The sequence below is a fragment of the Nocardiopsis sp. NPDC058631 genome, assembly GCF_042716955.1.
GTDB lineage: Bacteria > Actinomycetota > Actinomycetes > Streptosporangiales > Streptosporangiaceae > Nocardiopsis.
In genome coordinates this window covers 1-19,954 of sequence record NZ_JBHXQY010000059.1, presented here as the reverse complement: position 1 = coordinate 19,954, position 19,954 = coordinate 1, and the positions used below count along the sequence as shown (strand labels likewise).

Here is a 19,954-nt window from a genome sequence, read left to right as displayed (position 1 = left end):
CATTTTGACAATCATTTTCGTTTTCGTCATAATGACTAGGTGTCTGCCCAGTTCATTGACGTCGGAAGCGACGTACCGCCCGCCTTCCGGATCGTCGGGGCGCGTGTCGCCTATGACGGCGTACCCGTGCTCGACGGTGTGAGCATCGACATACCCGTCGGCCAGACGGCGGCGGTCCTGGGTCCCAACGGCTCCGGCAAGTCCACGCTGATGCGGGCGATGCTGGGCATCGTCCCCCTCACGTCCGGGCAGGTCCTCGTCCACGGCGCCCCGATCCGGCGCTTCCGCGCCTGGCGCCGGATCGGCTACGTGCCCCAGCGGCTCACCGCCGGGGGCGCCGTCCCCGCCACCGTGCGCGAGATCGTCGCCTCCGGGCAGGTCGCCTCGCGCCGCCGGCTGTCCCTCACCACCCGGGCCGACCGGGCCGCCGTCGAGGAGGCCCTGGAGACCGTCGGTCTGGCGGACCGCGCCCGCGCCTCGGTGCGCGAGCTCTCCGGAGGCCAGCAGCAGCGCGTCCTCATCGCCCGCGCCCTCGCCGGGCGCCCCGACACCTTCGTCATGGACGAGCCCATGGCCGGCGTGGACGCCGAGAACCAGCGCGCGCTCGCCGACACCATCGTCCGCCTGCGCGACCGCGGCTCCACCGTGGTGCTGGTCCTGCACGAGCTGGGTCCGCTGGAGGACGTGATCGAGCGCGCCGTGGTCCTGGAGGCGGGCCGCGTCGCGCACGACGGCCGGGCACCCGAGCCCACGGGCGAGTGCGCCCGCCCCGGCCACGAGCACCAGCACCCCCATCCCGACCCCAACGACCCCGCGGGGGCGGCCTCCGACACCGCCCCCGCCAACCTGATCCGACTCGAGGTCCCCGGCCGTGACTGAACTGCTCCAGTACGAGTTCATGCGGCGGGCGCTGGTCGCCGCCGTGCTGGTCGGCCTCGTCGCCCCGATCATCGGCACCTACCTCGTCCAGCGCCGCCTCGCACTGCTGGGCGACGGCATCGGCCACGTGGCGCTGACCGGTGTCGCGCTGGGCCTGCTCACCAGCACCTCCCCCGTCCTCACCGCCGCCGTCGTGGCGACCGCGGGCGCCGTCCTCATCGAGATCGTGCGCGTGCGCACCCGCACCAGCGGCGACGTGGCCCTGGCCCTGCTGTTCTACGGCGGCATCGCCGGCGGAGTGCTGCTCATCGGCCTCACCCCGGGGGCGAGCAACGCCACCCTGGTCTCCTACCTGTTCGGCTCGGTCAGCACCGTGGAGGAGGCCGACCTGTGGGTCGTCGGCGTCCTCGCCGCGGGTGTGGTCGGCGTGGTCGCGGTGTTCGGCCGCGAACTGTTCGTCCTGTGCCAGGACGAGGAGGTGGCACGGGCCCACGGGCTTCCGGTGCGCTTCCTGAGCGTGCTGCTGGCGGTGACCGCCGCTCTGACGGTGGTGATCGCGATGCGGGTGGTGGGAGTGCTCATGGTGAGCGCCCTGATGATCGTCCCGGTCGCCGCCGCGCAGCAGCTGACCAAGAGCTTCCGGGTGACCATGCTGCTGGCCGTGGCGATCGGACTGCTGTCCTCGCTGGGCGGGCTGAGCACGTCGTTCTACGCCGACCTCTCGCCCGGTTCGACGATCGTCCTGCTGGCTCTCGCCGTCTACTGCGTCGCGGTGGCGGCGGGAGGCGTGCTGCGCCGGGCCTCCGGTGCTCGGACACGGGAGCCCGGTGGACCCGGGGCGGGCGATCCGGCCGATACGATGCCCCAGACTGATCGGGGGAGGGTGAAACCATGAGTACACGACGCGACGCGGTCCGCCAGGCGCTGACCGAGTCCTCCGGCTTCCGCAGCGCCCAGGACCTCTACGCCGACCTGCGCGCCGACGGCTCCAAGATCGGGTTGACCACCGTCTACCGCGCCTTGCAGGCGCTGAGCGACTCCGGCCAGGTCGACGTCCTGCGGACCGACGACGGTGAGGCCGTCTACCGGGCGTGCGACACCGAGAGCCACCACCACCACCTGGTCTGCCGGGTGTGCTCGACCGCCGTGGAGATCGAGGGCCCGGCGGTGGAGAAGTGGGCGCTCGACATGGGCGCCCAGCACGGCTTCACCGGGGTGACGCACACCCTTGAGGTCTTCGGCACCTGCGCCCGCTGTTCCTGAGCCGGGCTCCGGTCGGCACCGGCCCCGGACCCTGGCGGTCCGGGGCCGGTCCGCGCGGCCCCCTCAGTCCCGGCGGACGCGCAGGGGTTCCAGGCTGGGACGCTTGGCGCTCACGTTGTCACCGGAGGAGCGTCCGGTGAGCCGCCGGTGGATCCACGGCACCAGGAACTCGCGCGCCCAGTGCAGGTCCTCCTGGCGGGCGGTCCGCCAGTCCCGCGGTTCGGCGGGCGGCCACGGTTCGCTCCACTCCCCGCCCACCGGTACGCCCAGGACCTCGCACACGCGCAAAGCGAGGCGGCGGTGGCCCTCGGAGGACAGGTGCAGGCGGTCCCAGTTCCAGGCGCGGGCGTCGTCGAGGACCCGCATGCTCCACACGTCCACCACGTCGCACCCGTAGCGGTCGGCGATGGCCCGCAGGTGCATGTTGTAGGTGGCGATCCTGCCGCGCATGTGGCGCATGACCGGCTGCCAGTTGGTGTCGAACCCGGTGAAGACGACGATGCGCGCGCCGGTCCGGCTCAGCTCCTCGATCGCGCCGGCGAACGCCACGGCCACCGCGTCGGGGTCCGCTCCGGGGCGGAGGATGTCGTTGCCGCCCGCGCACAGGGTGATCAGGTCGGGCGAGAGCTCGACGGCACGGGGTATCTGCTCGTCGATGATCTGGTGCATGACCTTGCCGCGCACGGCGAGGTTGGCGTAGCGCACCTCGTCGACGTGGTCGGCGAGGTGCTCCGCCACCCGGTCGGCCCAACCCCGGTAGCGGCCGCTGGGCACGCTGCCACTGTCCGGGTAGGGGTCGCTCATGCCCTCGGTGAAGCTGTCACCGAGGGCGACGTAGGACAGGATGTCCCCGCTTGTCAGATCCTTCGTCCCAAAACCACTCATAATGCACGATGATCCAACTCCACCCCGTGGTTACGCGACAGTAGGTTGCCGCTCGCGCACGTTTTGGGTGGGAGGTCACACCATGGGAGGTGCGGTGACGGGGTCCCGCGGGTCAGCGGTCCTTCGTGACCGGGGTCAGCACCGGGCGTTTGGCCGTGACCGTGTCCCCGGACGAGCGCCCGGTCAGTCGGCGTCCGATCCACGGGCCGAGCGAGTCCTTCACCCAGACCAGGTCGTCGCGGCGGGCCTGCCGCCAGGGCACCTGCCCCTGCTCGGACCACGGCTCGTCCCAGCGCTCGGCGACCGGGACGCCCAGCACCTCGGCCACGCGCAGCGCGAGGCGGCGGTGCCCCTCCGAGGACATGTGCAGCCGGTCCTCGTCCCACGCCCGGGAGTCGGTGAGGGCGCCCATCGACCACTGGTCGACCAGGAAGCAGTCGTACTTGTCGGCGATCGCGCGCACGTTCATGTAGTAGCGGGCGAACAGGCCGAGGGTGCCCCGCATGTAGCCGGTACCGATGTTCACCCCCGTGAACAGCACGACCTGGCTCCCGGCGGCGCGCAGGCGGCCCACCGTGTGGTCCAGGATGCGGGCCATCCGCTCGGGGTCCCCACCGGGGCGCAGCAGGTCGTTGCCACCCGCGCTCAGCGTCACCAGGTCCGGCGCCATCTCCAGGACGGGCGGGACCTGGTCGGTGACGATCTGGCGCATCAGCTTGCCGCGCACCGCGAGGTTCGCGTACCCGATCTCCCCGACGTGGTCGGCGAGGTGTTCGGCCAGCCGGTCGGCCCAGCCCCGGAACCCCCCTCCGTCCGGGTAGGGGTCGCCCACGCCCTCGGTGAAGCTGTCCCCCACCGAGACGAGCGCCATGCCCTGCCTGATCAGGGGGCCGTCGGATTCCGCCATCACTTCTCCTCACCAGCCACTGCGTTGGGCAGGGCTCCGCCGTAGCGGCGGTCCCTGCTCGCGTAGATCTCACAGGCCCGCCACAGGTCGCGGCGGTCGAAGTCGGGCCAGAGCGTGTCCAGGAACACGAACTCGGCGTAGGCGGACTGCCAGAGGAGGAAGTTGGACAGCCGCTGCTCCCCGGAGGAGCGTACGAAGAGGTCGACGGGGGGCACGTCGGGGGCGTAGAGGTGTTTGGCGAGGGTGTCCTCGGTGATCTTCTCCGGGGAGAGCCGCCCCTCCGCGGCCTCGCGGGCCATCGCCCGGGCGGCGTCGACGATCTCCGCCTGGCCGCCGTAGTTCACGCAGAACTGGAGGGTGAGCCCGGTGTTGTCCTTCGTCATCTCCTCCGCGTCGCGGAGTTCCTTGATGACGCTCTTCCACAGCCGTCCCGCGCGCCCCGCCCACTTGACCCGGACCCCGCGCGCGTGCAGCTCGTCGCGCCGGTTGCGGATGGTCTCGCGGTTGAATCCCAGCAGGAAGCGGACCTCGTCGGGCGAGCGCTTCCAGTTCTCGGTGGAGAAGGCGTAGGCGGACAGGTGGCGGACGCCCATCTCCAGGGCGCCCTCGATCACGTCGAAGAGGGAGGACTCCCCCGCCTTGTGCCCCTCGGTGCGCGCCAGCCCGCGTTCCTTGGCCCAGCGGCCGTTGCCGTCCATGACGACGGCCACGTGCCGGGGCACGAGGGCGGCGGGCAGCTCGGGGGGCCGCGCTCCGCTGGGGTGCGGAACGGGCGCGGCGTACTCCCGGCGTTTACCGGTGTCGAAGTTGAACAGACTCAAGAACGCTCCACATGGCGCAGTGATCGGATTCCGTTTTCCAGGTGCCACTGTAGGTAGGCCGCGACCAACCCGCTGCACTCGGAGCGGTGCCTGCCCTCGCTGGCGTCCGCGCTCTCCCAGTCCCCCCCGAGCAGGGCCGACATCAGCCGGAGCGTGTCGGGGGACGGGTGCACGGAACCGTGGGGGCGGCACACCGAGCAGACCATACCGCCGGCGTGGACCGCGAAGGCGCGCTGCTCCCCCCTGCTTCCGCAGCGTGCGCACTCGCCGAGGGCCGGGGCGTACCCGGCGACGGCGAGCGAGCGGAGCAGGTAGGCGTCCAGGACCAGCCGGGAGTCGTGGCTGCCCTCACCCAGGGTACGCAGTGCGCCGATGAGCAGGAGGAACTGGCGCAGTGCCGGGTCCTTCTCCACGGAGACGACCTTCTCCGCGGTCTCCAGCATCGCCGTGGCGGCGGTGTAGCGGGCGTAGTCGGACACGACCGCCTCGCCGTAGGAGCGCACGGTCTCGGCCTGGGTGATGACGTCCAGAGTGCGGCCGGTGTGCAGTTGCAGGTCGACGTGGGTGCACGGCTCCAGGCGGGCGCCGAAGCGGGACTTGGTGCGGCGGACCCCCTTGCCGACGGCACGGACCAGACCGGTGCGCCGGGTCAGGAGGGTGACGATGCGGTCGGCCTCGCCCAGTTTCTGGTTGCGCAGGACGACACCCTCGTCGCGGTAGAGACTCACTCCCCCATTGTCGCGGATGCCACCGACCACCCACGCGGCCCGCCCTGCCCGTACAGACGGTGACCTGACCTGCTTTATTACGTTTTGGATTCCCTTTTTGCTCGCTTTGCTCTACTCTCACGCGCTAGGACACTCCACGTCGGTCCCCAGCCCTTCCCCCACGGCATCCGGCAGGCCCCACGCGCACGCGCGCGGCCCCCGGCACCGGTCATACAGAACACACGTGCCCGTGGGCACGGGCAGAACCGACCGCGGGAAGGACGACCTCCAAACCGCGACACGGTCCGGAAGTCCGCAGGGGTGTCCACCCGATTCCCGTCACGGAGGAGAGCGATATGGCGCGTGGTCGCCGAGGCAAGCGCCGGATGAGCGCTCGCGAGCACCGCTCACAGAACGACGGGCGGCGCCGCCGTCCCGTACCCCTCGTGGTGACGCTGGCCGCTGTGCCGGTCGGCCTGACCCTGGCCGGCGCCCTGCTGGTCACCGGGGCGGGCGAGCACCTGAACCCGTTCCGGAACACCGCCGCCGGCTCCCAGGCACCGGGGGAGATCGGTACCGCCGTCGTCGACGACTCCCTCGTGCCCGAAGCCTCCGCCGACGACGACTTCTTCGCCGCGCCCAGCGCGGTGCCGCAGGACCGACCGACGCCGTCCGGCGCGGGCGAGCCCCAGAGCGCGGACGTGACGGCCTCCTCCGTTCCCGAGGACGCCGAGGAGGACGAGACCGCGTCCGGTGGTGGCGGGGACGGAGGAGGCGGCGGGGACCGCGGCGGAGGTGGAGGCGGAGGCGGATCCTCCTCCGGAGGAGGGGTCACCGACCAGGTCGTCAGCCTGGTCAACAGTGAGCGCGCGTCCGCCGGGTGCGACCCCCTGAAGGTGGACTCACAGCTCACCGCCGCCGCCCAGGAGCACAGCGAGGACATGGACCGGCGCGACTACATGAGCCACGAGTCCCCCGAGGGCGAGGGGCCGGGCGAGCGGGCCAACCGCCACGGCTACGACGCGTGGGGAGCGGAGAACGTCGCCAAGGGGCAGACGAGCGCCGCGCAGGTCATGGACGCCTGGATGAACAGCCCGGGCCACCGCAACAACATCCTCAACTGCGGTCTGGTCGCGATCGGCGTCGGTGAGTCCGGTGACGCCTGGACCCAGAAGTTCGGCTGGGAGTAGCCCTCCCCGGACACCACGGCGGGCCGCGCTCCGGCTTGAGTTGCGGCGATGGAGCGCGGTCCGTCCGTCGCCGGGAGGAGACGGAGTGGCTTCCGTCGCCGGGAGGAGACGGAGTGGCTGCCGTCAAGGGCACGGATCGCGCAGACCCCTTCCGCCACGGCGTTTGCGCGTTCTACCCTGTCCGGGTGCCCCCTGTCACCCGGCCCGCGACCATCGACGACCTCGACGCCGTGCTCTCCCTCCTCGGCGAACTCAACCCGGACGACCGGCCCCTCGCCGCGGCTTCGGCCGCGCGGATCTGGGCGGAGATCGCTGACCAGACCGGGCGGACACTGCTGGTCCACGAGCACGGCGGGGTCGTCGCCGGAACGGTGGACTGCCTGGTGATGCCCAACCTGACCCGGGACGGGCGTCCGGTGATGTTCGTGGAGAACCTCGTGGTCGCCGAGCGTCAGCGGCGCTCGGGGGTGGGCCGCTCCCTGATGCGGTCGGTTGAGCTGCTCGCGGTCGGGGCCCGCTGCCACAAGGTGCAGCTGCTGGCCGCCGACGACGCCTACGTGCACGCGTTCTACCGCTCGTGCGGCTTCGTGCCCTGCGCCGACGGGTTCCGCAAGTACGTCCCCGCCGGAACCGTCGGAGCCTCCCTGTAATCTGGTCCGTCGCCGCGCCTACCCCGCGGTGTGACGGAGGGTTCCCCCGATGCGTGAACTGAGTGAGCTGGTCGAGGTCGAGGACCCCGCCTGGCCCGTCCTGTCCGAGCACCTGGCCGCGGGCCCGACCCCGGTACGCGTACTGCCGGTCGACCCGGTGGCGGGCCGGACCTGCCTGCACCGGCTCCAGGTGACGGCCCGGTCCTTCCTGGGCGCGATGGCTCTGGAGTGCGGCGGGCTGGTGCTCGACGGCGGTTGGCTCCGCGTGCACGGCGGAGGCGGCCCCGACCTGCCGGGGCTCGGCGAGGTCAACGACCTGAGCGCGGCCGTGGTCTTCGGACCGCCGCTGCGGCTGGTGGTGGGGCACGACGTGCTGGGCGGGGTGTTCGCCCTGAACGGTCCGGACTCCGAGGACGCGGAGCATCCGGGCAGACCCGGTGAGATGGTGTACTTCGCCCCGGACTCCCTGGTGTGGGAGCCGATGGACACCACCTACTCCTCGTGGCTGCTGTGGATGCTGGCCGGCAACCTGGACGGCTTCTACGAGGGGTTGCGCTGGCCCGGCTGGCGCGAGGAGGTGGAGGGGCTGGACCTGGACCGGGGCATGGCCGTCCACCCCTTCCTGTGGTCCGCGGAGTCCGCTGCCGACCTGGTGGCGACCTCCCGCAGGGCGGTTCCGCTGAGCGAGCTGACCGGTGCGAACCGGGAGTACTGCGCCACCCTGGGCCTGCCCGACCCCGGTCCGTTCGGCCTTCTCTGAGACACGGTGCCGGGCCCCGCGGCCGCGGGGCCCGGAGCACGCGGGCGGGCGGGGCCCGGAGTACGCCGCAGCGTCACACCGGACCCCGCCCGTGGCGGGTGCCCTCGCGCGTCAGACGCGGCCGATGGCGCTGCACAGGGCCTTCAGCGAGGCCGTGGTGATGCTGCTGTGGATGCCGACGCCCCACACGACCCGGCCGTCGATCTCGGCCTCCACGTAGGCGGCGGCGCGGGCGTCGCCGTCCCCGCCCATGGAGTGCTCCACGTAGTCCATGACGCGGACCTTGACGTCCACGTCGGTCAGGGCGTCGCAGAACGCCGAGATCGGGCCGTTGCCGGTACCCGACAGCTCGCGGATCTCCCCGTTGACGCGGGCGTCGGCGTCGATCCGGTAGGTACCGTCACCGTCGGTGGAGGAGCGGTGGGCCAGGACCGCGATCGGGCCCTGGTCCGCCAGGTAGGTCGAGGAGAAGATCTCCCAGATGCGGTCGCCGGCGAACTCCCCGCCCTCGGCGTCGGTGAACTTCTGGATGACCTGGGAGAACTCGATCTGGAGACGGCGCGGCAGGTCCAGCGAGTGGTCCCGCTGCATGATGTAGGAGACGCCGCCCTTGCCGGACTGGCTGTTGACGCGGATGACCGCCTCGTAGTTGCGGCCCACGTCCTTGGGGTCGATCGGCAGGTAGGGGACGTCCCAGGTGCTCTCCTCCACCGGGGTCCCGGCGGCCTCGGCGGCCTTCTCCCGCGCGGTGAAGCCCTTCTTGATGGCGTCCTGGTGGGAGCCGGAGAAGGCGGTGTAGACCAGGTCGCCGCCGTAGGGGTGGCGGGGGGCGACCGGCAGCTGGGTGCAGTGCTCGACGGTGCGGCGGATCTCGTCGATGTCGGAGAAGTCGATCTGGGGGTCCACGCCCTGGCTGAACAGGTTCATGCCCAGGGTGACCAGGCAGACGTTGCCGGTGCGCTCACCGTGCCCGAACAGGCAGCCCTCGACCCGGTCGGCTCCGGCCATGACCGCCAGCTCGGCGGAGGCGACGCCGGTGCCCCGGTCGTTGTGCGGGTGCACGGACAGGACGACGTGCTCGCGACGCGACAGGTTGCGGCTCATCCACTCGATCTGGTCCGCGTAGACGTTGGGGGTGGAGCGCTCGACGGTGGCGGGCAGGTTCAGGATGATCTCGCGGCCCGGCCCGGGGTTCCACACGTCCATGACGGCCTCGCAGACCTCCAGGGCGAAGTCCAGCTCGGTGTCGACGAAGATCTCGGGCGAGTACTCGTAGCCGAAGTACTCGGTCTCGCCCAGGTACTGCTCGGCGAAGCGCATGACGTGCTGCGTGCCCTGGACGGCGATGCCCTTGCAGGCCTCGCGGTCGACGCGGAAGACGACGCGGCGGAAGGTCGGGGCGGTGGCGTTGTACAGGTGCACGGTGGCGCGCCTGGCGCCGACCAGGCTCTGGACGGTGCGCTCGATCAGGTCCTCGCGGGCCTGGGTCAGCACCGAGATCTGTACGTCGTCGGGGATCAGCCCGTCCTCGATCAGGGACCGGACGAAGTCGAAGTCGGTCTGGCTCGCGGAGGGGAAGCCGACCTCGATCTCCTTGTAGCCCATCTGGACCAGCAGCCGGAACATCTCGTGCTTGCGCGCGGGGTCCATGGGCTCGATCAGCGCCTGGTTGCCGTCGCGCAGGTCGGTGGAGAGCCAGCGGGGGGCCTTGTCGATGGTCTTCGACGGCCAGGTGCGGTCCGGCAGGTCCACCGGAGCGAAGGGCTCGTAACGGTGGAACGGCATGGGGCTGGTCTTCTGCTGCGGCACCATCGCGGTGTCTCCTCGGGTGGTTCAGGCGTGTGGTCTGGTCGACCAGAGCAAGCCGGAGTCCCGCGGCGAGGGAGCCGACCGTCTAACGACCCCCGCCGCGGCCACTAAGGAGGAGCAGCACGCGCAGCATAACGATCATCACGCTAGCAGACGGCCGGAGTTTCCTGGTACCCCGCGTCCAGATGATGGGATGCACGTCACCCACCTGCGACGACGCGGCCTCCCGGGGTGGGGCGCCGCCTGCGCCCGGGGCCGGACGACCACTACGTGTACCTCGACTTCGAGATATCGCGCAGAGGTCTGTACCATTTCCTGTGAACCCTTCAGTGCTAGGGGGGTTGTTCGAGTCCCGCCGACGGGACCCAGGGTGCGGCCAACACCCGAGGCCGCCACCGACCGCGCCGAGTACACGTAAGCCGCGGTGGTGGCGAGACCGGTACCGTCGGCGGGATTTCTCGTTGCCGCCCGCGGCCGCGCGCGGCGCGCGGCCTGCACCGCGAGGGGTTGGGCCACGCCCGGCGGACCGGGGACCCCCGTTCGGTCGCGCAGGCCCTGGCGGGCCTGGCCGGGGCGGACGCCCTGGACGGGGCGGGGGCGCCCGCGAGGGCACCGGCGTTCGCTGCCGAGCGGGGAGCGCTTCGACGTGGACCGGATCGCGGGCACGGCCCGTTCCCTGGTGGGCGAGGAGGTCTTCGCGCGGGCCCGGTCGGAGGGCGGCGCGGAGCCGCTGGAGGCCGCGGTGGAGCGAGCCCTGTATCCCGCCGCCGACAGCGGCTGATCTGTTCCCCGGGCGCGCGACCCCGGGCCTGCGGCATCCGCCGGACACGGCGAGCCCCAGTGGATATACTGGCGACCTAGCCAGATATACGGAGGTCTCCATGACGAAGTCCCTCATCGACCTGGACGACGAAGCCCTCGCGATGGCCGCCGAACTCCTCGGCACGAAGACCAAGAAGGACACGGTGAACACCTCCCTGCGGGAAACCGCGGAGAGACTGTCCAGGGCCCGGGCCCTGGCACGGATGCAGGAACTCGTGGCCGAGGGCGGCGCGGACATGGACCTGCTCATGGACAAGAGGAACTATCGCCGGTGAACCTGAGCGCCTACCTGATCGACACCAGCGCCCTGGCGCGCCTATTCTCCGATCCGGGCACCTATCCGCAGTGGAACTGGGCCATCACACACGGGACCGTCGCCGTGTGCCCGATCACCGAACTGGAGTTCCTCTACAGCGCGCGCACCGGCACGCACCGCACGGAGCTGGTCGAACTGCTGAACGCGACTCTGTCGCCCGTCGACCTGGACGATCGGGTGTTCCGGCGGGCGTGGGAGGTCCAACGCATGCTGACCGCCCGAGGAGAGCACCGCAGCGCCGGCCCCGTGGACCTCCTGGTCGCCGCCTGCGCCGAGCTGCGGGGACTCACCCTGCTCCACTGCGACGGAGACTTCGAGACGATCGCGCGCGTCACGGACCAGGTGACCCACCGCATCGCTCCCAAGTCCGGGGGCTGAAGGACCGGAGTACGCCGCTCACCTCGCCCGAGCGCCGCGCGGAGCCGGGCCTCCGGGTCCGGGGGCACGCGCGCCCGCCTACCCCGCGAGCCCGAGGGAAACGCGACACCCCGTAGCCACATCCGGCCACGCGCTACTCGGCCCCGGATGGGAGCGGAGCGGGCTTCACCTGCCCAGGCGAGCAAACAAGGCGATCCGCCACATAGGCCACTTGAAGTCAGACATAGTGACAGATTGTGCCGCCTTCTTCTGCAATGACGCCACGTATCCGCAGCCTCACCCTCCAGCGACCTGTACGTCACCGGCGGGTCGATCAACGACTGGCCGTGGGGCGACCAGGGATCGTGAACTGCACCTACGAGATGTACCCCCGCAGCGCCGCGGGCGGGGGCTTCTACCCGCCCCCGTCGGTGATTGACCGGGAGACCGCACGCAACGAGGAGGCCGTGCCGCGCCTGCTCGACCACGCGGACTGCCCGTACCGGATCATCGGCGAGGAGGCCGCGTACTGCGGTTGATCCGACGGACGCGGTCGGGCCCCGGGGGGGCGGATTCAAGGGGTGCCGCTACCCCCCGGGGCCCCGCGTCTCAGGCGCCGGGGACCGGCTCGAACTCCCTCACCGCGTCGATCGAGGGGCCGTGCGGCGTGTTGGCCTCGCGCTCGATCATGATCTCGACGAGCACCGGACGCGAGGTGGACCGGGCCTCCTTGCGGGCCCACTCCAGGGACTCGCGGATCTCCCCGGGCTCCCACACCCGGCGCCCGGAGCAGCCGTACGCCTCCATGAGCTTGACGTTGTCCGTGCCGTACTCGTCGTAGTGGACGTCCACCTGGTAGTTCATGTCGAACGGGATCGACGCCTGGCGGATCAGGCCCAGGTACTCGTTGTTCAGCATGATGATCACGTAGGGGACGTCGTACTGGGCCGCGACGGCCAGTTCCTCGACCATGTACTGGAAGCCGTAGTCACCGACGATGCCGACGACCTCCGCGTCGGGCTCGGTGGCGGCCAGCGCCTTCTTGACGCCGATGGCCGCGGGGATCTCCCAGCCGAGCGGGCCCGCCTGACCGCAGATCTGGTAGTGCCGGGGCTTGTACGCCTTCTGGTGCTGGCCTCCCCAGATCTGGTAGAGGCCGATCGCGGTGACGAAGTAGGTGTCCTCGTCGAAGACCTCGTTGACCTCCTTGTAGACGCGCGGTGCCTTGACCGGGACGGTGTCGAAGTCCTCGCGCCGCGTCAGGGTGGACCTGAGCTCGGCGATCCGGTCGATCCACGGGCCGACCTCGGCCCTGGCGTCCCGCCGCCTGGCCGCGGCGAGCAGCTCCCGGAGGAACAGCCGCGCGTCGGAGACCACGCCCAGGTCGGGCTCGAAGACCCGGCCGATCTGGGTCGCCTCGATGTCCACGTGGACGAACTTCCGGTCGCCCCGGTAGACGTCGATCTGGCCCGTGTGGCGGTCGGCGAACCGCGCACCCACCGCCAGGACCAGGTCCGACTCCAGGAAGGAGGCGTTGCCGTAGCGCTGGGAGGTCTGTACACCGGTCATGCCGGAGTACAGGGGCGAGTCCTCGTCGAACGAGCCCTTGCCCATGAGGGTGACCTGTACCGGCACCCGCAGGTACTCGGCGAGTTCGCGCAGGTCCGCCGAGGCCTCGGACAGGATCACTCCGCCCCCGGCGAGGATCAGAGGGCGCTCGGCCGCCAGCAGCAGGTCCAGCGCGCGCTCCACGCGGGGCAGGTGGGGCTCGACCGTGTTGACCTTCAGCGGGGCGTCGATGGCGGGGTCGTAGTCGATCAGCTTCTGGGCCACGTCCACCGGGATGTCGATCAGGACGGGCCCGGGGCGGCCCTCCCTCGCGATCCGGAACGCCTCGCGGAAGATCCACGGGGCGGTGGCGGCCTCCTTGATCTGGACCGCCCACTTGGTGACGGGCTTGGCGATCTCGACGATGTCGACCGCCTGGAAGCCCTCCTTGTCCAGGAGGTCGGTGCGCTGCTGGCCGGTGATGCACACGATCGGGACGGAGTCCGCGATGGCCGTGTACAGGCCGGTGATCATGTTGGTGCCGGCGGGGCCGGAGGTGCCGATGGCCACACCGACCCCGCCGGTGGTCCGCGACCAGCCGTCGGCCATGTGGGTGGCACCCTCCTCGTGGCGGACGGTGAGGTGCTCGATCCCGCCCACCTCCTCCATCGCCTTGTAGAGCGGGAGGATCGCGGCGCCGGGACAGCCGAAGGCGACGTCGACGCCCTCGTCCTTGAGGACCTCCACGACGGCGTTCATCACGGGCATCTGTGCCATGACGGGTGAACCCTTCAGTGCTAGGGGTGCTGGGGTGGTCGGCTCCGCCGCGGTGTCCCGGGTGCGGCCAACACGGGGGACGGTGGACGGGGGCCTTCCGGGGGAGGCCGTCGTGCTAGGCCGTGTTCCGCGGATCATTCCGGGCTCGCAACCGCCAGGCTGCCTCTCGCTGCGCCGACCACGCTTGGACAGCCAGACCCGGGCTGACCTGCGCTACTCGTCTTGCGAGAGATTGCCTGGAGGCCGCTCGCGGCGATCGGCGCAAGCGCCGAATCAACCGAAAGCATCCACGGAACACGCCCTAGGAACGGCCGGAGAGCTGTTGGACGATCATCAGGAGCGCGGAGTGGTCGAGCCCGCCGTGCCCCTGGTTCCTGAGCGCGGCGACGGACTGCGCCACCTGCGCGCCGAGCGGGATCGCGACCCCCGCGGCGCGCGCGGAGTCGGTGACGATGCGCATGTCCTTGTCGTGCAGGGCGATGCGGAACCCCGGCGTGAAGTCGCGCTCCCGCATGGCCCTGCCCTTGCGCTGGAGTACCGTGCTGCCCGCGAGTCCGCCGCCGAGGACCTCCAGGCCCGACTCGGTGTCGACGCCGTGGGCCTCAAGGAAGACCAGGGCCTCCGCGAGGAGCTGGATGTTGCCCGCGACGATGAGCTGGTTGGCGGCCTTCACCGTCTGCCCGGCCCCGCTGGGGCCGACCAGGACCGGGGTGGTCCCCAGGACGTCGAAGAGGGGGCGGGCGGCCTCGAAGTCGGCCTGCGCCCCACCGACCATGATGGACAGTTTGGCCTCGACGGCGCCGGCCTCGCCTCCGCTCACGGGTGCGTCCAGGACGCGGAGTCCGCGTTCGGCTCCGGCCTCGGCGACGGCACGGGAGACGTCCGGGCGGATGGTGCTCATGTCGATGACCAGGGTGCCTGGCCCGGCGTTCTCGTACACGCCCCCCGGGCCCAGCAGGAGCTCCTCCACGTCCGGGGAGTCGGGGACCATGGTGATGACGACGTCGGCGCCGGCGACGGCGCCGGCGACGCCGCCGCCGCGCAGGCCGCCCTCGGCCACGAGGGCGTCGACGCGGTCGGGGGTGAGGTTGTGGCCGGTGACGGTGTATCCGGCGCGGACCAGGTTGAGGGCCATGGGCAGGCCCATGATCCCCAGGCCGATGAAGGCGATCTTGGTGTCGGGCATCGCTGTCCCTTTCGTGGCTGGCTCGTGCGGTGGCCGGGTGTGTGGACGTGTGGCGGGGGGCTCAGCCCAGCCAGTCGAAGCTCTTGGCGCTGGGGACGGTCGGCTTGTACTCCAGGCCGACGAGCCCGTCGTAGCCGCCGTCCTGCAGCGCCCGGAGGAGGTCGTCGAACGGCAGGCGGCCGGTGCCGGGCTCCCCGCGTCCGGGAGAGTCGGCGATCTGGACGTGGCCGAACTCCGCGGCGTGGTCGCGGACCACGGCGAAGAGGTCGTCCCGGTTGACCACGAGGTGGTAGAGGTCCGCGAGGAGGGCGACGTTGGCCGCCCCGGCCTCCCGGGCCCCGGCGACGAACCCGAGGCCCTCGGCCGCGGTCCTGAGCGGGTAGTCGTCGGAGCCGCTGATGGGCTCGACGAGCACGGTCCCGCCGACGCGGGCCACGGCCTCGGCTGCCGCGAGGGTGTTCTCCAGGGCGATCCGGTCCTGCTCGGCGGGGTCCGCGCCGGGGAGGCGGAGCCCGTAGAGGGCGTTGAAACCGGTGGTGCCCGTGCGTTCGGCGATCCGGGTGACGACGTCGACGTTGGCGCGCAACTCCCCGGCCCGGTCGGGGTGTGAGAGCACGCCCCGGTCGGGCCCGGGGAGGACGCCCGCGAAGAAGTTGAGGCCGGTGAGGCGCACGCCGGCGTTGTCGAGGGAGGCGACGAAGGCGTCGATCTCGTCCTGTGGCGGGGTCGGGCTCTCGAACGGCCACCAGAACTCGACGGCGTCGAAGCCGGCGTCGCGTGCCGCCCGGGGGCGTTCGTTGAGCGGGAGCTCGGTGAACAGCAGGGAGCAGTTCACCGTGTACCGGAGTGTGTGGCTCATGCATTGCCTCCAACATCTACTTCCGCATTGTGGAAAGTAGTTTTCGTTTTGAGGAATATCATGAGTGTGGGGCCGGTCACCCAGGCTTGTCAACCGCCACCAGTGGGCACTATTCGCCACAGACGAACCGCATCAGCCGCACAAGCCACATACGCCCCAGAGGCGGCGAGCAATCCGGGCGTTCTTTGTGCGGGAGTACAGATTCCGATGACTTTCACCTTTTGAGCCTTTTGAGTGTTGACAAGGTCACACCGCCATCAACTAGAGTCCCCCCAATCCGCAATACGGAATTAGCCGTCTGCACTACGAAAATCCTCGACCGGTTCAGTGGCCCGCCCCACGGCCTGGAGCCGCCGTCCGGTCGAGCCACGGGAGAGCACATGCCCGAGACCACACCGGAGGCTCCGGGACGCCGTTCCGATCCCGGCCTGGAGCACCTGAACGCCCTGACCGGGGAGGAGCTGCGCGCACGGTTCGCGCAGTGCCTGAACGTGGACCGCTGGGTCGCGTCCCTCGCGGCCCGGGCGCCCTTCCGGGACCGGGACGAGCTGCTCGGGAGCGCGGACGAGCACGCGCGCGCCATCACACCGGAGGAGGTCGCCACGGCGCTGGACCGCCATCCCCGCATCGGCGAGAAGGCGGAGGGAGCGGACACGGAGGCCCGGTGGTCGCGGGGAGAGCAGTCCGCGTTCGCCGCGGACACCGACGACGCGTCGGCCCGCGTCCAGCGGATCTTCGTCCACGCCCAGCGCGAGTACGAGGACAGGTTCGGACAGATCTACCTCGTCTGCGCCAGCGGACGCTCCAGCCGTGAGCTCCTCGCCGACCTGGTCGCCCGGCTCGGCAACGACACCGCCACCGAACTCGGCGTCGTCGCGGACGAGCTCCGCCGGATCGCCGGGCTCCGCCTGGCCAAACTCCTGGAGAACCCATGAGCCACGTGACCACCCACATCCTGGACACCGCGCTGGGCGCTCCCGCCCGCGGCGTCCCCGTGCGTCTGGAGGGCGCCGCCGACGAGCACCGCAGGTCCTGGAACCCCCTCGCCCAGGGGCGCACCGACGACGACGGACGCGTACCGGACCTCGGGCCCGACCGTCTCGCCACCGGGACCTACCGCCTCGTCTTCGACACCGCCGCCTACTTCGCGGCCGGCGGACGCACGGGCTTCTTTCCCGAGGTCACCGTCGCCTTCGACCTCACCGAGGAGCAGGCCCACTACCACGTGCCCCTGCTCCTGAGCCCCTACTCCTACTCCACCTACCGGGGTTCCTAGCCACGCCGGCCCCGGCAGCCCTCCCGCCCGAGCGGCGGGGCCCCGTCACGCCCTTGCCGGCGCGACCACCGACCACGGAGAGGAGCAAGCGACACGGACGCTCAGCCGGCCAAGGTGTGACACCTGCTTCTTCGAGTGCGTGACAGGTCCTTCCGCATGACCACAGCGGTCCTCCCTCGTACGTACTCGCGCACAGGCGCGACGACGACGAATATCCACAACCCTGGAGTTCACCCTGATGGGCATCAGACTCGGAGAGAACCAGTACGGCAAGGCCGAGGTACGCCTCGTCCACGTCAGACGCGACACCGACGTCCACGAGATCAAGGACGTCAACGTCACCTCACAGCTGCGCGGCGACCTGGAAACGGTCCACACGCTCGGCGACAACACCACCTGCCTGCCGACCGACACCCAGAAGAACACCGTGTACGCCAAGGCCCGCGAATGGGGCGGCGTCGGCGCCATCGAGGACTTCGCCCTGCGCCTGGCCCGCCACTTCGTCGGGGAGCACGACTACGTGGAAGGCGCCCGCCAGGAGGTCCACGAGTACGCCTGGGAGCGCATCACCACGTCCGACGGACCGCACGACCACGCCTTCTCCCGCCGCGGCGGCGAGACCCGCACCACCGTCGTCACCAAGGACGGCGGCGGCGAGTGGGTGGTGTCGGGCCTGGAGGGCCTCACCGTCCTCAAGTCCACGGGGTCGGAGTTCCACGGCTTCCCCAAAACCAGGTACACCACCCTCCAGGAGACCTCCGACCGCATCCTCGCGACGGACGTCACCGCCCGCTGGCGCTACGTCGGCGTGGACCACGACTTCGACGCCGTCTACGCGTCGGTGCGCGGCCTGATGCTGGAGGCCTTCGCCACCACCCACAGCCTGGCGCTCCAGCAGTCGCTGTACGAGATGGGCCGCTCGGTGCTGGAATCGCACCCGGAGATCGCGGAGATCCGCTTCTCCATGCCCAACAAACACCACTTCCTCGTGGACCTGTCACCCTTCGGGCTGGACAACCCCGACGAGGTGTTCTTCGCCGCGGACCGCCCCTACGGGAAGATCGAGGCCACCGTCGAACGCGACGACGCCCCCTCCCCCGGCAACGCCTGGAAGACCGTGCCCGGCTTCGTGTAGGCCTCCTCGCCGGGGCCCGTCTGTGCGGCCGGGCCCCGGCCCCCGCCCCCGGTCGGGGCGCCCCCTCCACCCCTCCCGCCCTCTCGCCCGCGGGGCGTGCGCCGAGCTCAGGCGCGCCCGGAGAAGGACAGCCCGACCGGTGCGGCACCACCGGGCCACGCGCCCGAGAACCCCGCCCCCTCAGGGGCGGCCACCAAGCGCAAAGGCTGGAAACTGGCCATGTCGAACAGTCCGTCCGCGAAGGACGCGGCCACAACGAACGCCACACCCCCCGTCCGCCCCGAGGACGAGAAGCTGCCCGCGCGGCTGCTCTTCGTCTACGGGCTCCAGCACATCCTGACCATGTACGCCGGTGCGGTGGCACCGGCACTGGTCATCGGCAGCGCCGCCGGGCTCGCGAACGACCCCGCCTCCATGGGGATCCTCGTCAGCGGCGCACTCCTGGTGGCGGGTATCGCCACCCTCATCCAGTCCGTGGGCCACCGCCGCTTCGGCGCCCAGATGCCGATCGTGGTGGCCAGCTCCTTCATCCCCGTGAGCGCCGTCACGGCGCTGTCCGCGGGCCAGGACGGGGAGAACCTTCCCATCGCCTTCGGCGCCTCGCTCGTGGCCGGGGTCTTCGCCCTGGCCCTGACGCCGTTCTTCGGGCAGCTGATCCGCTTCTTCCCCCCGATCGTGACGGGCACCATCATCACCGTCATCGGCGTCAGCCTGATGCCGGTGGCCGCGGGCTGGATCGTCGACGGCGCCACCCGGACCCTGGAGGACGGCACCACCGTCCCGGCGGCACCGCTGTCCCACCTCGGCCTGGCCGGGCTCACCCTGGCGGTCATCCTGGTCGGTTCCCGGGTGCTGCCCGGCATCTGGGGGCGGCTGTCCATCCTGATCGGCCTCCTGGTGGGCACCCTGGTCTCGCTCCCCCTCGGCATGGCCGACTTCAGCCGCGTCGGTGAGGCCGACATCGTCTTCGACCCCACCTCCGTGTTCTACTTCGGCGCCCCCCGGTTCGAGGTCGCCGCGATCGTCACCATGTGCGTCATCATGCTCGTGGTGCTCACCGAGGGTGCCTCGCACATCATCGCCGTCGGCGAGATCACCGGTTCCAAGGCGGACGCCAGGCGCATCTCCGCCGGCCTGCGGGCCGACGTCAGCGGATCGCTCATCGGACCGATCTTCAGCGCGACCCCCACCAGTTCCTTCGCGCAGAACATCGGCCTGCTGGCCCTGACCGGGGTGCGCAGCCGGTACGTGGTCGCCACCGGCGCGCTCATCCTCGTCGCGCTGGGGTTGTTCCCTGTGCTCGGTGGCGTCATGGCCGCCATCCCGACCCCCGTCCTGGGCGGGGCCGGGCTGGTGTTGTTCGGCAGCGTGGCCGCCAGCGGGATCAAGACCCTGGCCAAGGTCGACTTCACCAGCAACCTCAACCTGGTCCTGGTGGCGACCTCCGTCGGGGTGGCGATCATCCCCCTGGCCTACCCGACCTTCTACGCCCACCTGCCCGAGTCGGTGGAACTGGTCGCCCACTCGGGGATCATCGGTGCCGCCGTCGTCGCGATCCTGTTGAACATCTGCTTCAACGTGGTCGGCCGCGGTGCGGGGCCGGACACCCCCGCACGGATCGACCACGACGAGATCGGCAGCGCCGGCCCCGGAGAGGCCAAGTACACCGACCAGGCCGGAGCGGTCTACCGCGACGGCGGGCCCGAGGCGCGCTAGGCCCAATGCCGTTCGGTTAGCCGTCTGGTGGGCTTGGCAAGGCTTCGATCGTGATGTGGACGACTGTTCTGTGGGTGCGGTGGTCGATGTC

Annotated in this window: 21 protein-coding genes and 1 pseudogene; 14 read left to right on the top strand and 8 right to left on the bottom strand. The window is 71.0% G+C overall.

What is annotated here, in order from left to right:
- The first annotated feature begins 39 nt into the window (after nucleotides 1-39).
- From ACFWTE_RS19360 to ACFWTE_RS19350, 3 genes are read left to right on the top strand one after another with little or no spacing between them, the layout of a single operon-like run.
- Nucleotides 40-879, top strand: a complete 840-nt coding sequence (locus ACFWTE_RS19360) for a metal ABC transporter ATP-binding protein (RefSeq protein WP_378780952.1) — start codon at nucleotides 40-42, stop codon at nucleotides 877-879.
- Nucleotides 872-1,774 (top strand): metal ABC transporter permease, encoded by a 903-nt coding sequence (locus ACFWTE_RS19355; RefSeq protein ID WP_378780950.1) that lies wholly within the window; start codon nucleotides 872-874, stop codon nucleotides 1,772-1,774. The genes ACFWTE_RS19360 and ACFWTE_RS19355 overlap by 8 nt, the downstream gene beginning before the upstream one ends.
- Nucleotides 1,771-2,142: a Fur family transcriptional regulator gene (locus tag ACFWTE_RS19350; RefSeq protein ID WP_378780949.1), complete on the top strand. Its 372-nt coding sequence runs from the start codon at nucleotides 1,771-1,773 to the stop codon at nucleotides 2,140-2,142. The genes ACFWTE_RS19355 and ACFWTE_RS19350 overlap by 4 nt, the downstream gene beginning before the upstream one ends.
- A 63-nt stretch (nucleotides 2,143-2,205) precedes the next feature.
- Here the strand turns inward: ACFWTE_RS19350 and ACFWTE_RS19345 are convergent, their stop codons facing one another.
- The 4 genes from ACFWTE_RS19345 to recO all read right to left on the bottom strand — a co-directional run bounded on the left by ACFWTE_RS19345 (nucleotide 2,206) and on the right by recO (nucleotide 5,483).
- A complete protein-coding gene (locus tag ACFWTE_RS19345; RefSeq protein WP_378780947.1) occupies nucleotides 2,206-3,027 on the bottom strand; it encodes an SGNH/GDSL hydrolase family protein in 822 nt (273 codons plus the stop codon).
- A 112-nt stretch (nucleotides 3,028-3,139) separates the two neighbouring features.
- Complete coding sequence (locus tag ACFWTE_RS19340; protein ID WP_378780946.1) at nucleotides 3,140-3,934, bottom strand: SGNH/GDSL hydrolase family protein; 795 nt, start codon at nucleotides 3,932-3,934, stop codon at nucleotides 3,140-3,142.
- A complete protein-coding gene (locus tag ACFWTE_RS19335) occupies nucleotides 3,934-4,755 on the bottom strand; it encodes an isoprenyl transferase (RefSeq protein ID WP_378780944.1) in 822 nt (273 codons plus the stop codon). The genes ACFWTE_RS19340 and ACFWTE_RS19335 overlap by 1 nt, the downstream gene beginning before the upstream one ends.
- A complete protein-coding gene (gene recO, locus ACFWTE_RS19330; protein ID WP_330089453.1) occupies nucleotides 4,752-5,483 on the bottom strand; it encodes a DNA repair protein RecO in 732 nt (243 codons plus the stop codon). Before recO ends, ACFWTE_RS19335 begins: the two co-directional genes overlap by 4 nt.
- A gap of 335 nt (nucleotides 5,484-5,818) precedes the next feature.
- On the opposite strand from recO, the gene ACFWTE_RS19325 reads away from it, so the two are divergent.
- The 3 genes from ACFWTE_RS19325 (at nucleotide 5,819) to ACFWTE_RS19315 (ending at nucleotide 8,062) form a co-directional block, all read left to right on the top strand.
- On the top strand, nucleotides 5,819-6,652 hold the full coding sequence (locus ACFWTE_RS19325) for a CAP domain-containing protein (RefSeq protein WP_378780943.1): 834 nt from the start codon (nucleotides 5,819-5,821) through the stop codon (nucleotides 6,650-6,652).
- Nucleotides 6,653-6,837: 185 nt separating this feature from the next.
- On the top strand, nucleotides 6,838-7,302 hold the full coding sequence (locus tag ACFWTE_RS19320) for a GNAT family N-acetyltransferase (RefSeq protein WP_378780942.1): 465 nt from the start codon (nucleotides 6,838-6,840) through the stop codon (nucleotides 7,300-7,302).
- 49 nt (nucleotides 7,303-7,351) lie between these two features.
- Nucleotides 7,352-8,062, top strand: coding sequence for a DUF2625 family protein (locus ACFWTE_RS19315; RefSeq protein ID WP_378780941.1), 711 nt, complete (start codon nucleotides 7,352-7,354; stop codon nucleotides 8,060-8,062).
- A gap of 111 nt (nucleotides 8,063-8,173) precedes the next feature.
- Here the strand turns inward: ACFWTE_RS19315 and leuA are convergent, their stop codons facing one another.
- Nucleotides 8,174-9,874, bottom strand: coding sequence for a 2-isopropylmalate synthase (gene leuA / locus ACFWTE_RS19310; RefSeq protein WP_378780939.1), 1,701 nt, complete (start codon nucleotides 9,872-9,874; stop codon nucleotides 8,174-8,176).
- A 643-nt stretch (nucleotides 9,875-10,517) separates the two neighbouring features.
- Between leuA and ACFWTE_RS19305 the strand changes: the two genes are divergently transcribed.
- From ACFWTE_RS19305 to ACFWTE_RS19290, 4 genes and pseudogenes are all read left to right on the top strand, one after another.
- Nucleotides 10,518-10,652, top strand: a complete 135-nt coding sequence (locus ACFWTE_RS19305) for a hypothetical protein (RefSeq protein WP_378780938.1) — start codon at nucleotides 10,518-10,520, stop codon at nucleotides 10,650-10,652.
- 100 nt (nucleotides 10,653-10,752) lie between these two features.
- On the top strand, nucleotides 10,753-10,968 hold the full coding sequence (locus ACFWTE_RS19300) for a type II toxin-antitoxin system VapB family antitoxin (protein WP_378780937.1): 216 nt from the start codon (nucleotides 10,753-10,755) through the stop codon (nucleotides 10,966-10,968).
- Entirely contained in the window at nucleotides 10,965-11,387 is a 423-nt protein-coding gene (locus tag ACFWTE_RS19295) for a PIN domain nuclease (protein WP_378780936.1), read from the top strand. The genes ACFWTE_RS19300 and ACFWTE_RS19295 overlap by 4 nt, the downstream gene beginning before the upstream one ends.
- A gap of 282 nt (nucleotides 11,388-11,669) precedes the next feature.
- Nucleotides 11,670-11,905 (top strand): annotated as a pseudogene (locus ACFWTE_RS19290) (zinc carboxypeptidase); the annotation flags it as partial.
- Nucleotides 11,906-11,975: 70 nt separating this feature from the next.
- On the opposite strand, the gene gcl reads toward ACFWTE_RS19290, so the two are convergent.
- From gcl to ACFWTE_RS19275, 3 genes are all read right to left on the bottom strand, one after another.
- Nucleotides 11,976-13,691, bottom strand: coding sequence for a glyoxylate carboligase (gene gcl, locus ACFWTE_RS19285; protein ID WP_378780934.1), 1,716 nt, complete (start codon nucleotides 13,689-13,691; stop codon nucleotides 11,976-11,978).
- A 301-nt stretch (nucleotides 13,692-13,992) separates the two neighbouring features.
- Nucleotides 13,993-14,877, bottom strand: coding sequence for a 2-hydroxy-3-oxopropionate reductase (locus tag ACFWTE_RS19280; protein WP_378780933.1), 885 nt, complete (start codon nucleotides 14,875-14,877; stop codon nucleotides 13,993-13,995).
- A gap of 61 nt (nucleotides 14,878-14,938) precedes the next feature.
- On the bottom strand, nucleotides 14,939-15,736 hold the full coding sequence (locus ACFWTE_RS19275; RefSeq protein ID WP_378780932.1) for a hydroxypyruvate isomerase family protein: 798 nt from the start codon (nucleotides 15,734-15,736) through the stop codon (nucleotides 14,939-14,941).
- A 380-nt stretch (nucleotides 15,737-16,116) separates the two neighbouring features.
- Here ACFWTE_RS19275 and ACFWTE_RS19270 point away from each other — a divergent pair, with 380 nt between their 5' ends.
- The 4 genes from ACFWTE_RS19270 to ACFWTE_RS19255 all read left to right on the top strand — a co-directional run bounded on the left by ACFWTE_RS19270 (nucleotide 16,117) and on the right by ACFWTE_RS19255 (nucleotide 19,863).
- Nucleotides 16,117-16,671, top strand: a complete 555-nt coding sequence (locus ACFWTE_RS19270; protein ID WP_378780931.1) for a 2-oxo-4-hydroxy-4-carboxy-5-ureidoimidazoline decarboxylase — start codon at nucleotides 16,117-16,119, stop codon at nucleotides 16,669-16,671.
- Complete coding sequence (gene uraH, locus ACFWTE_RS19265) at nucleotides 16,668-17,012, top strand: hydroxyisourate hydrolase (protein ID WP_378780929.1); 345 nt, start codon at nucleotides 16,668-16,670, stop codon at nucleotides 17,010-17,012. Before ACFWTE_RS19270 ends, uraH begins: the two co-directional genes overlap by 4 nt.
- Nucleotides 17,013-17,250: 238 nt before the next feature.
- Nucleotides 17,251-18,147 carry a factor-independent urate hydroxylase gene (gene pucL, locus ACFWTE_RS19260; protein WP_378780928.1) on the top strand — a complete coding sequence of 299 codons (897 nt, stop codon included), beginning with the start codon at nucleotides 17,251-17,253 and terminating at the stop codon, nucleotides 18,145-18,147.
- A 219-nt stretch (nucleotides 18,148-18,366) separates the two neighbouring features.
- On the top strand, nucleotides 18,367-19,863 hold the full coding sequence (locus ACFWTE_RS19255; protein WP_378780927.1) for a nucleobase:cation symporter-2 family protein: 1,497 nt from the start codon (nucleotides 18,367-18,369) through the stop codon (nucleotides 19,861-19,863).
- Nucleotides 19,864-19,954 lie beyond the last annotated feature (91 nt).

Bases quoted from the DNA above. Each gene is read 5' to 3' on its own strand.
- ACFWTE_RS19350 (WP_378780949.1), top strand. From the start codon at position 1,771: ATGAGTACACGACGCGACGCGGTCCGCCAGGCGCTGACCGAGTCCTCC.
- ACFWTE_RS19345 (WP_378780947.1), bottom strand. From the start codon at position 3,027: ATGAGTGGTTTTGGGACGAAGGATCTGACAAGCGGGGACATCCTGTCC.
- ACFWTE_RS19340 (WP_378780946.1), bottom strand. From the start codon at position 3,934: ATGGCGGAATCCGACGGCCCCCTGATCAGGCAGGGCATGGCGCTCGTC.
- ACFWTE_RS19325 (WP_378780943.1), top strand. From the start codon at position 5,819: ATGGCGCGTGGTCGCCGAGGCAAGCGCCGGATGAGCGCTCGCGAGCAC.
- ACFWTE_RS19315 (WP_378780941.1), top strand. From the start codon at position 7,352: ATGCGTGAACTGAGTGAGCTGGTCGAGGTCGAGGACCCCGCCTGGCCC.
- leuA (WP_378780939.1), bottom strand. From the start codon at position 9,874: ATGGTGCCGCAGCAGAAGACCAGCCCCATGCCGTTCCACCGTTACGAG.
- ACFWTE_RS19300 (WP_378780937.1), top strand. From the start codon at position 10,753: ATGACGAAGTCCCTCATCGACCTGGACGACGAAGCCCTCGCGATGGCC.
- gcl (WP_378780934.1), bottom strand. From the start codon at position 13,691: ATGGCACAGATGCCCGTGATGAACGCCGTCGTGGAGGTCCTCAAGGAC.
- ACFWTE_RS19280 (WP_378780933.1), bottom strand. From the start codon at position 14,877: ATGCCCGACACCAAGATCGCCTTCATCGGCCTGGGGATCATGGGCCTG.
- ACFWTE_RS19275 (WP_378780932.1), bottom strand. From the start codon at position 15,736: ATGAGCCACACACTCCGGTACACGGTGAACTGCTCCCTGCTGTTCACC.
- ACFWTE_RS19270 (WP_378780931.1), top strand. From the start codon at position 16,117: ATGCCCGAGACCACACCGGAGGCTCCGGGACGCCGTTCCGATCCCGGC.
- uraH (WP_378780929.1), top strand. From the start codon at position 16,668: ATGAGCCACGTGACCACCCACATCCTGGACACCGCGCTGGGCGCTCCC.
- pucL (WP_378780928.1), top strand. From the start codon at position 17,251: ATGGGCATCAGACTCGGAGAGAACCAGTACGGCAAGGCCGAGGTACGC.
- ACFWTE_RS19255 (WP_378780927.1), top strand. From the start codon at position 18,367: ATGTCGAACAGTCCGTCCGCGAAGGACGCGGCCACAACGAACGCCACA.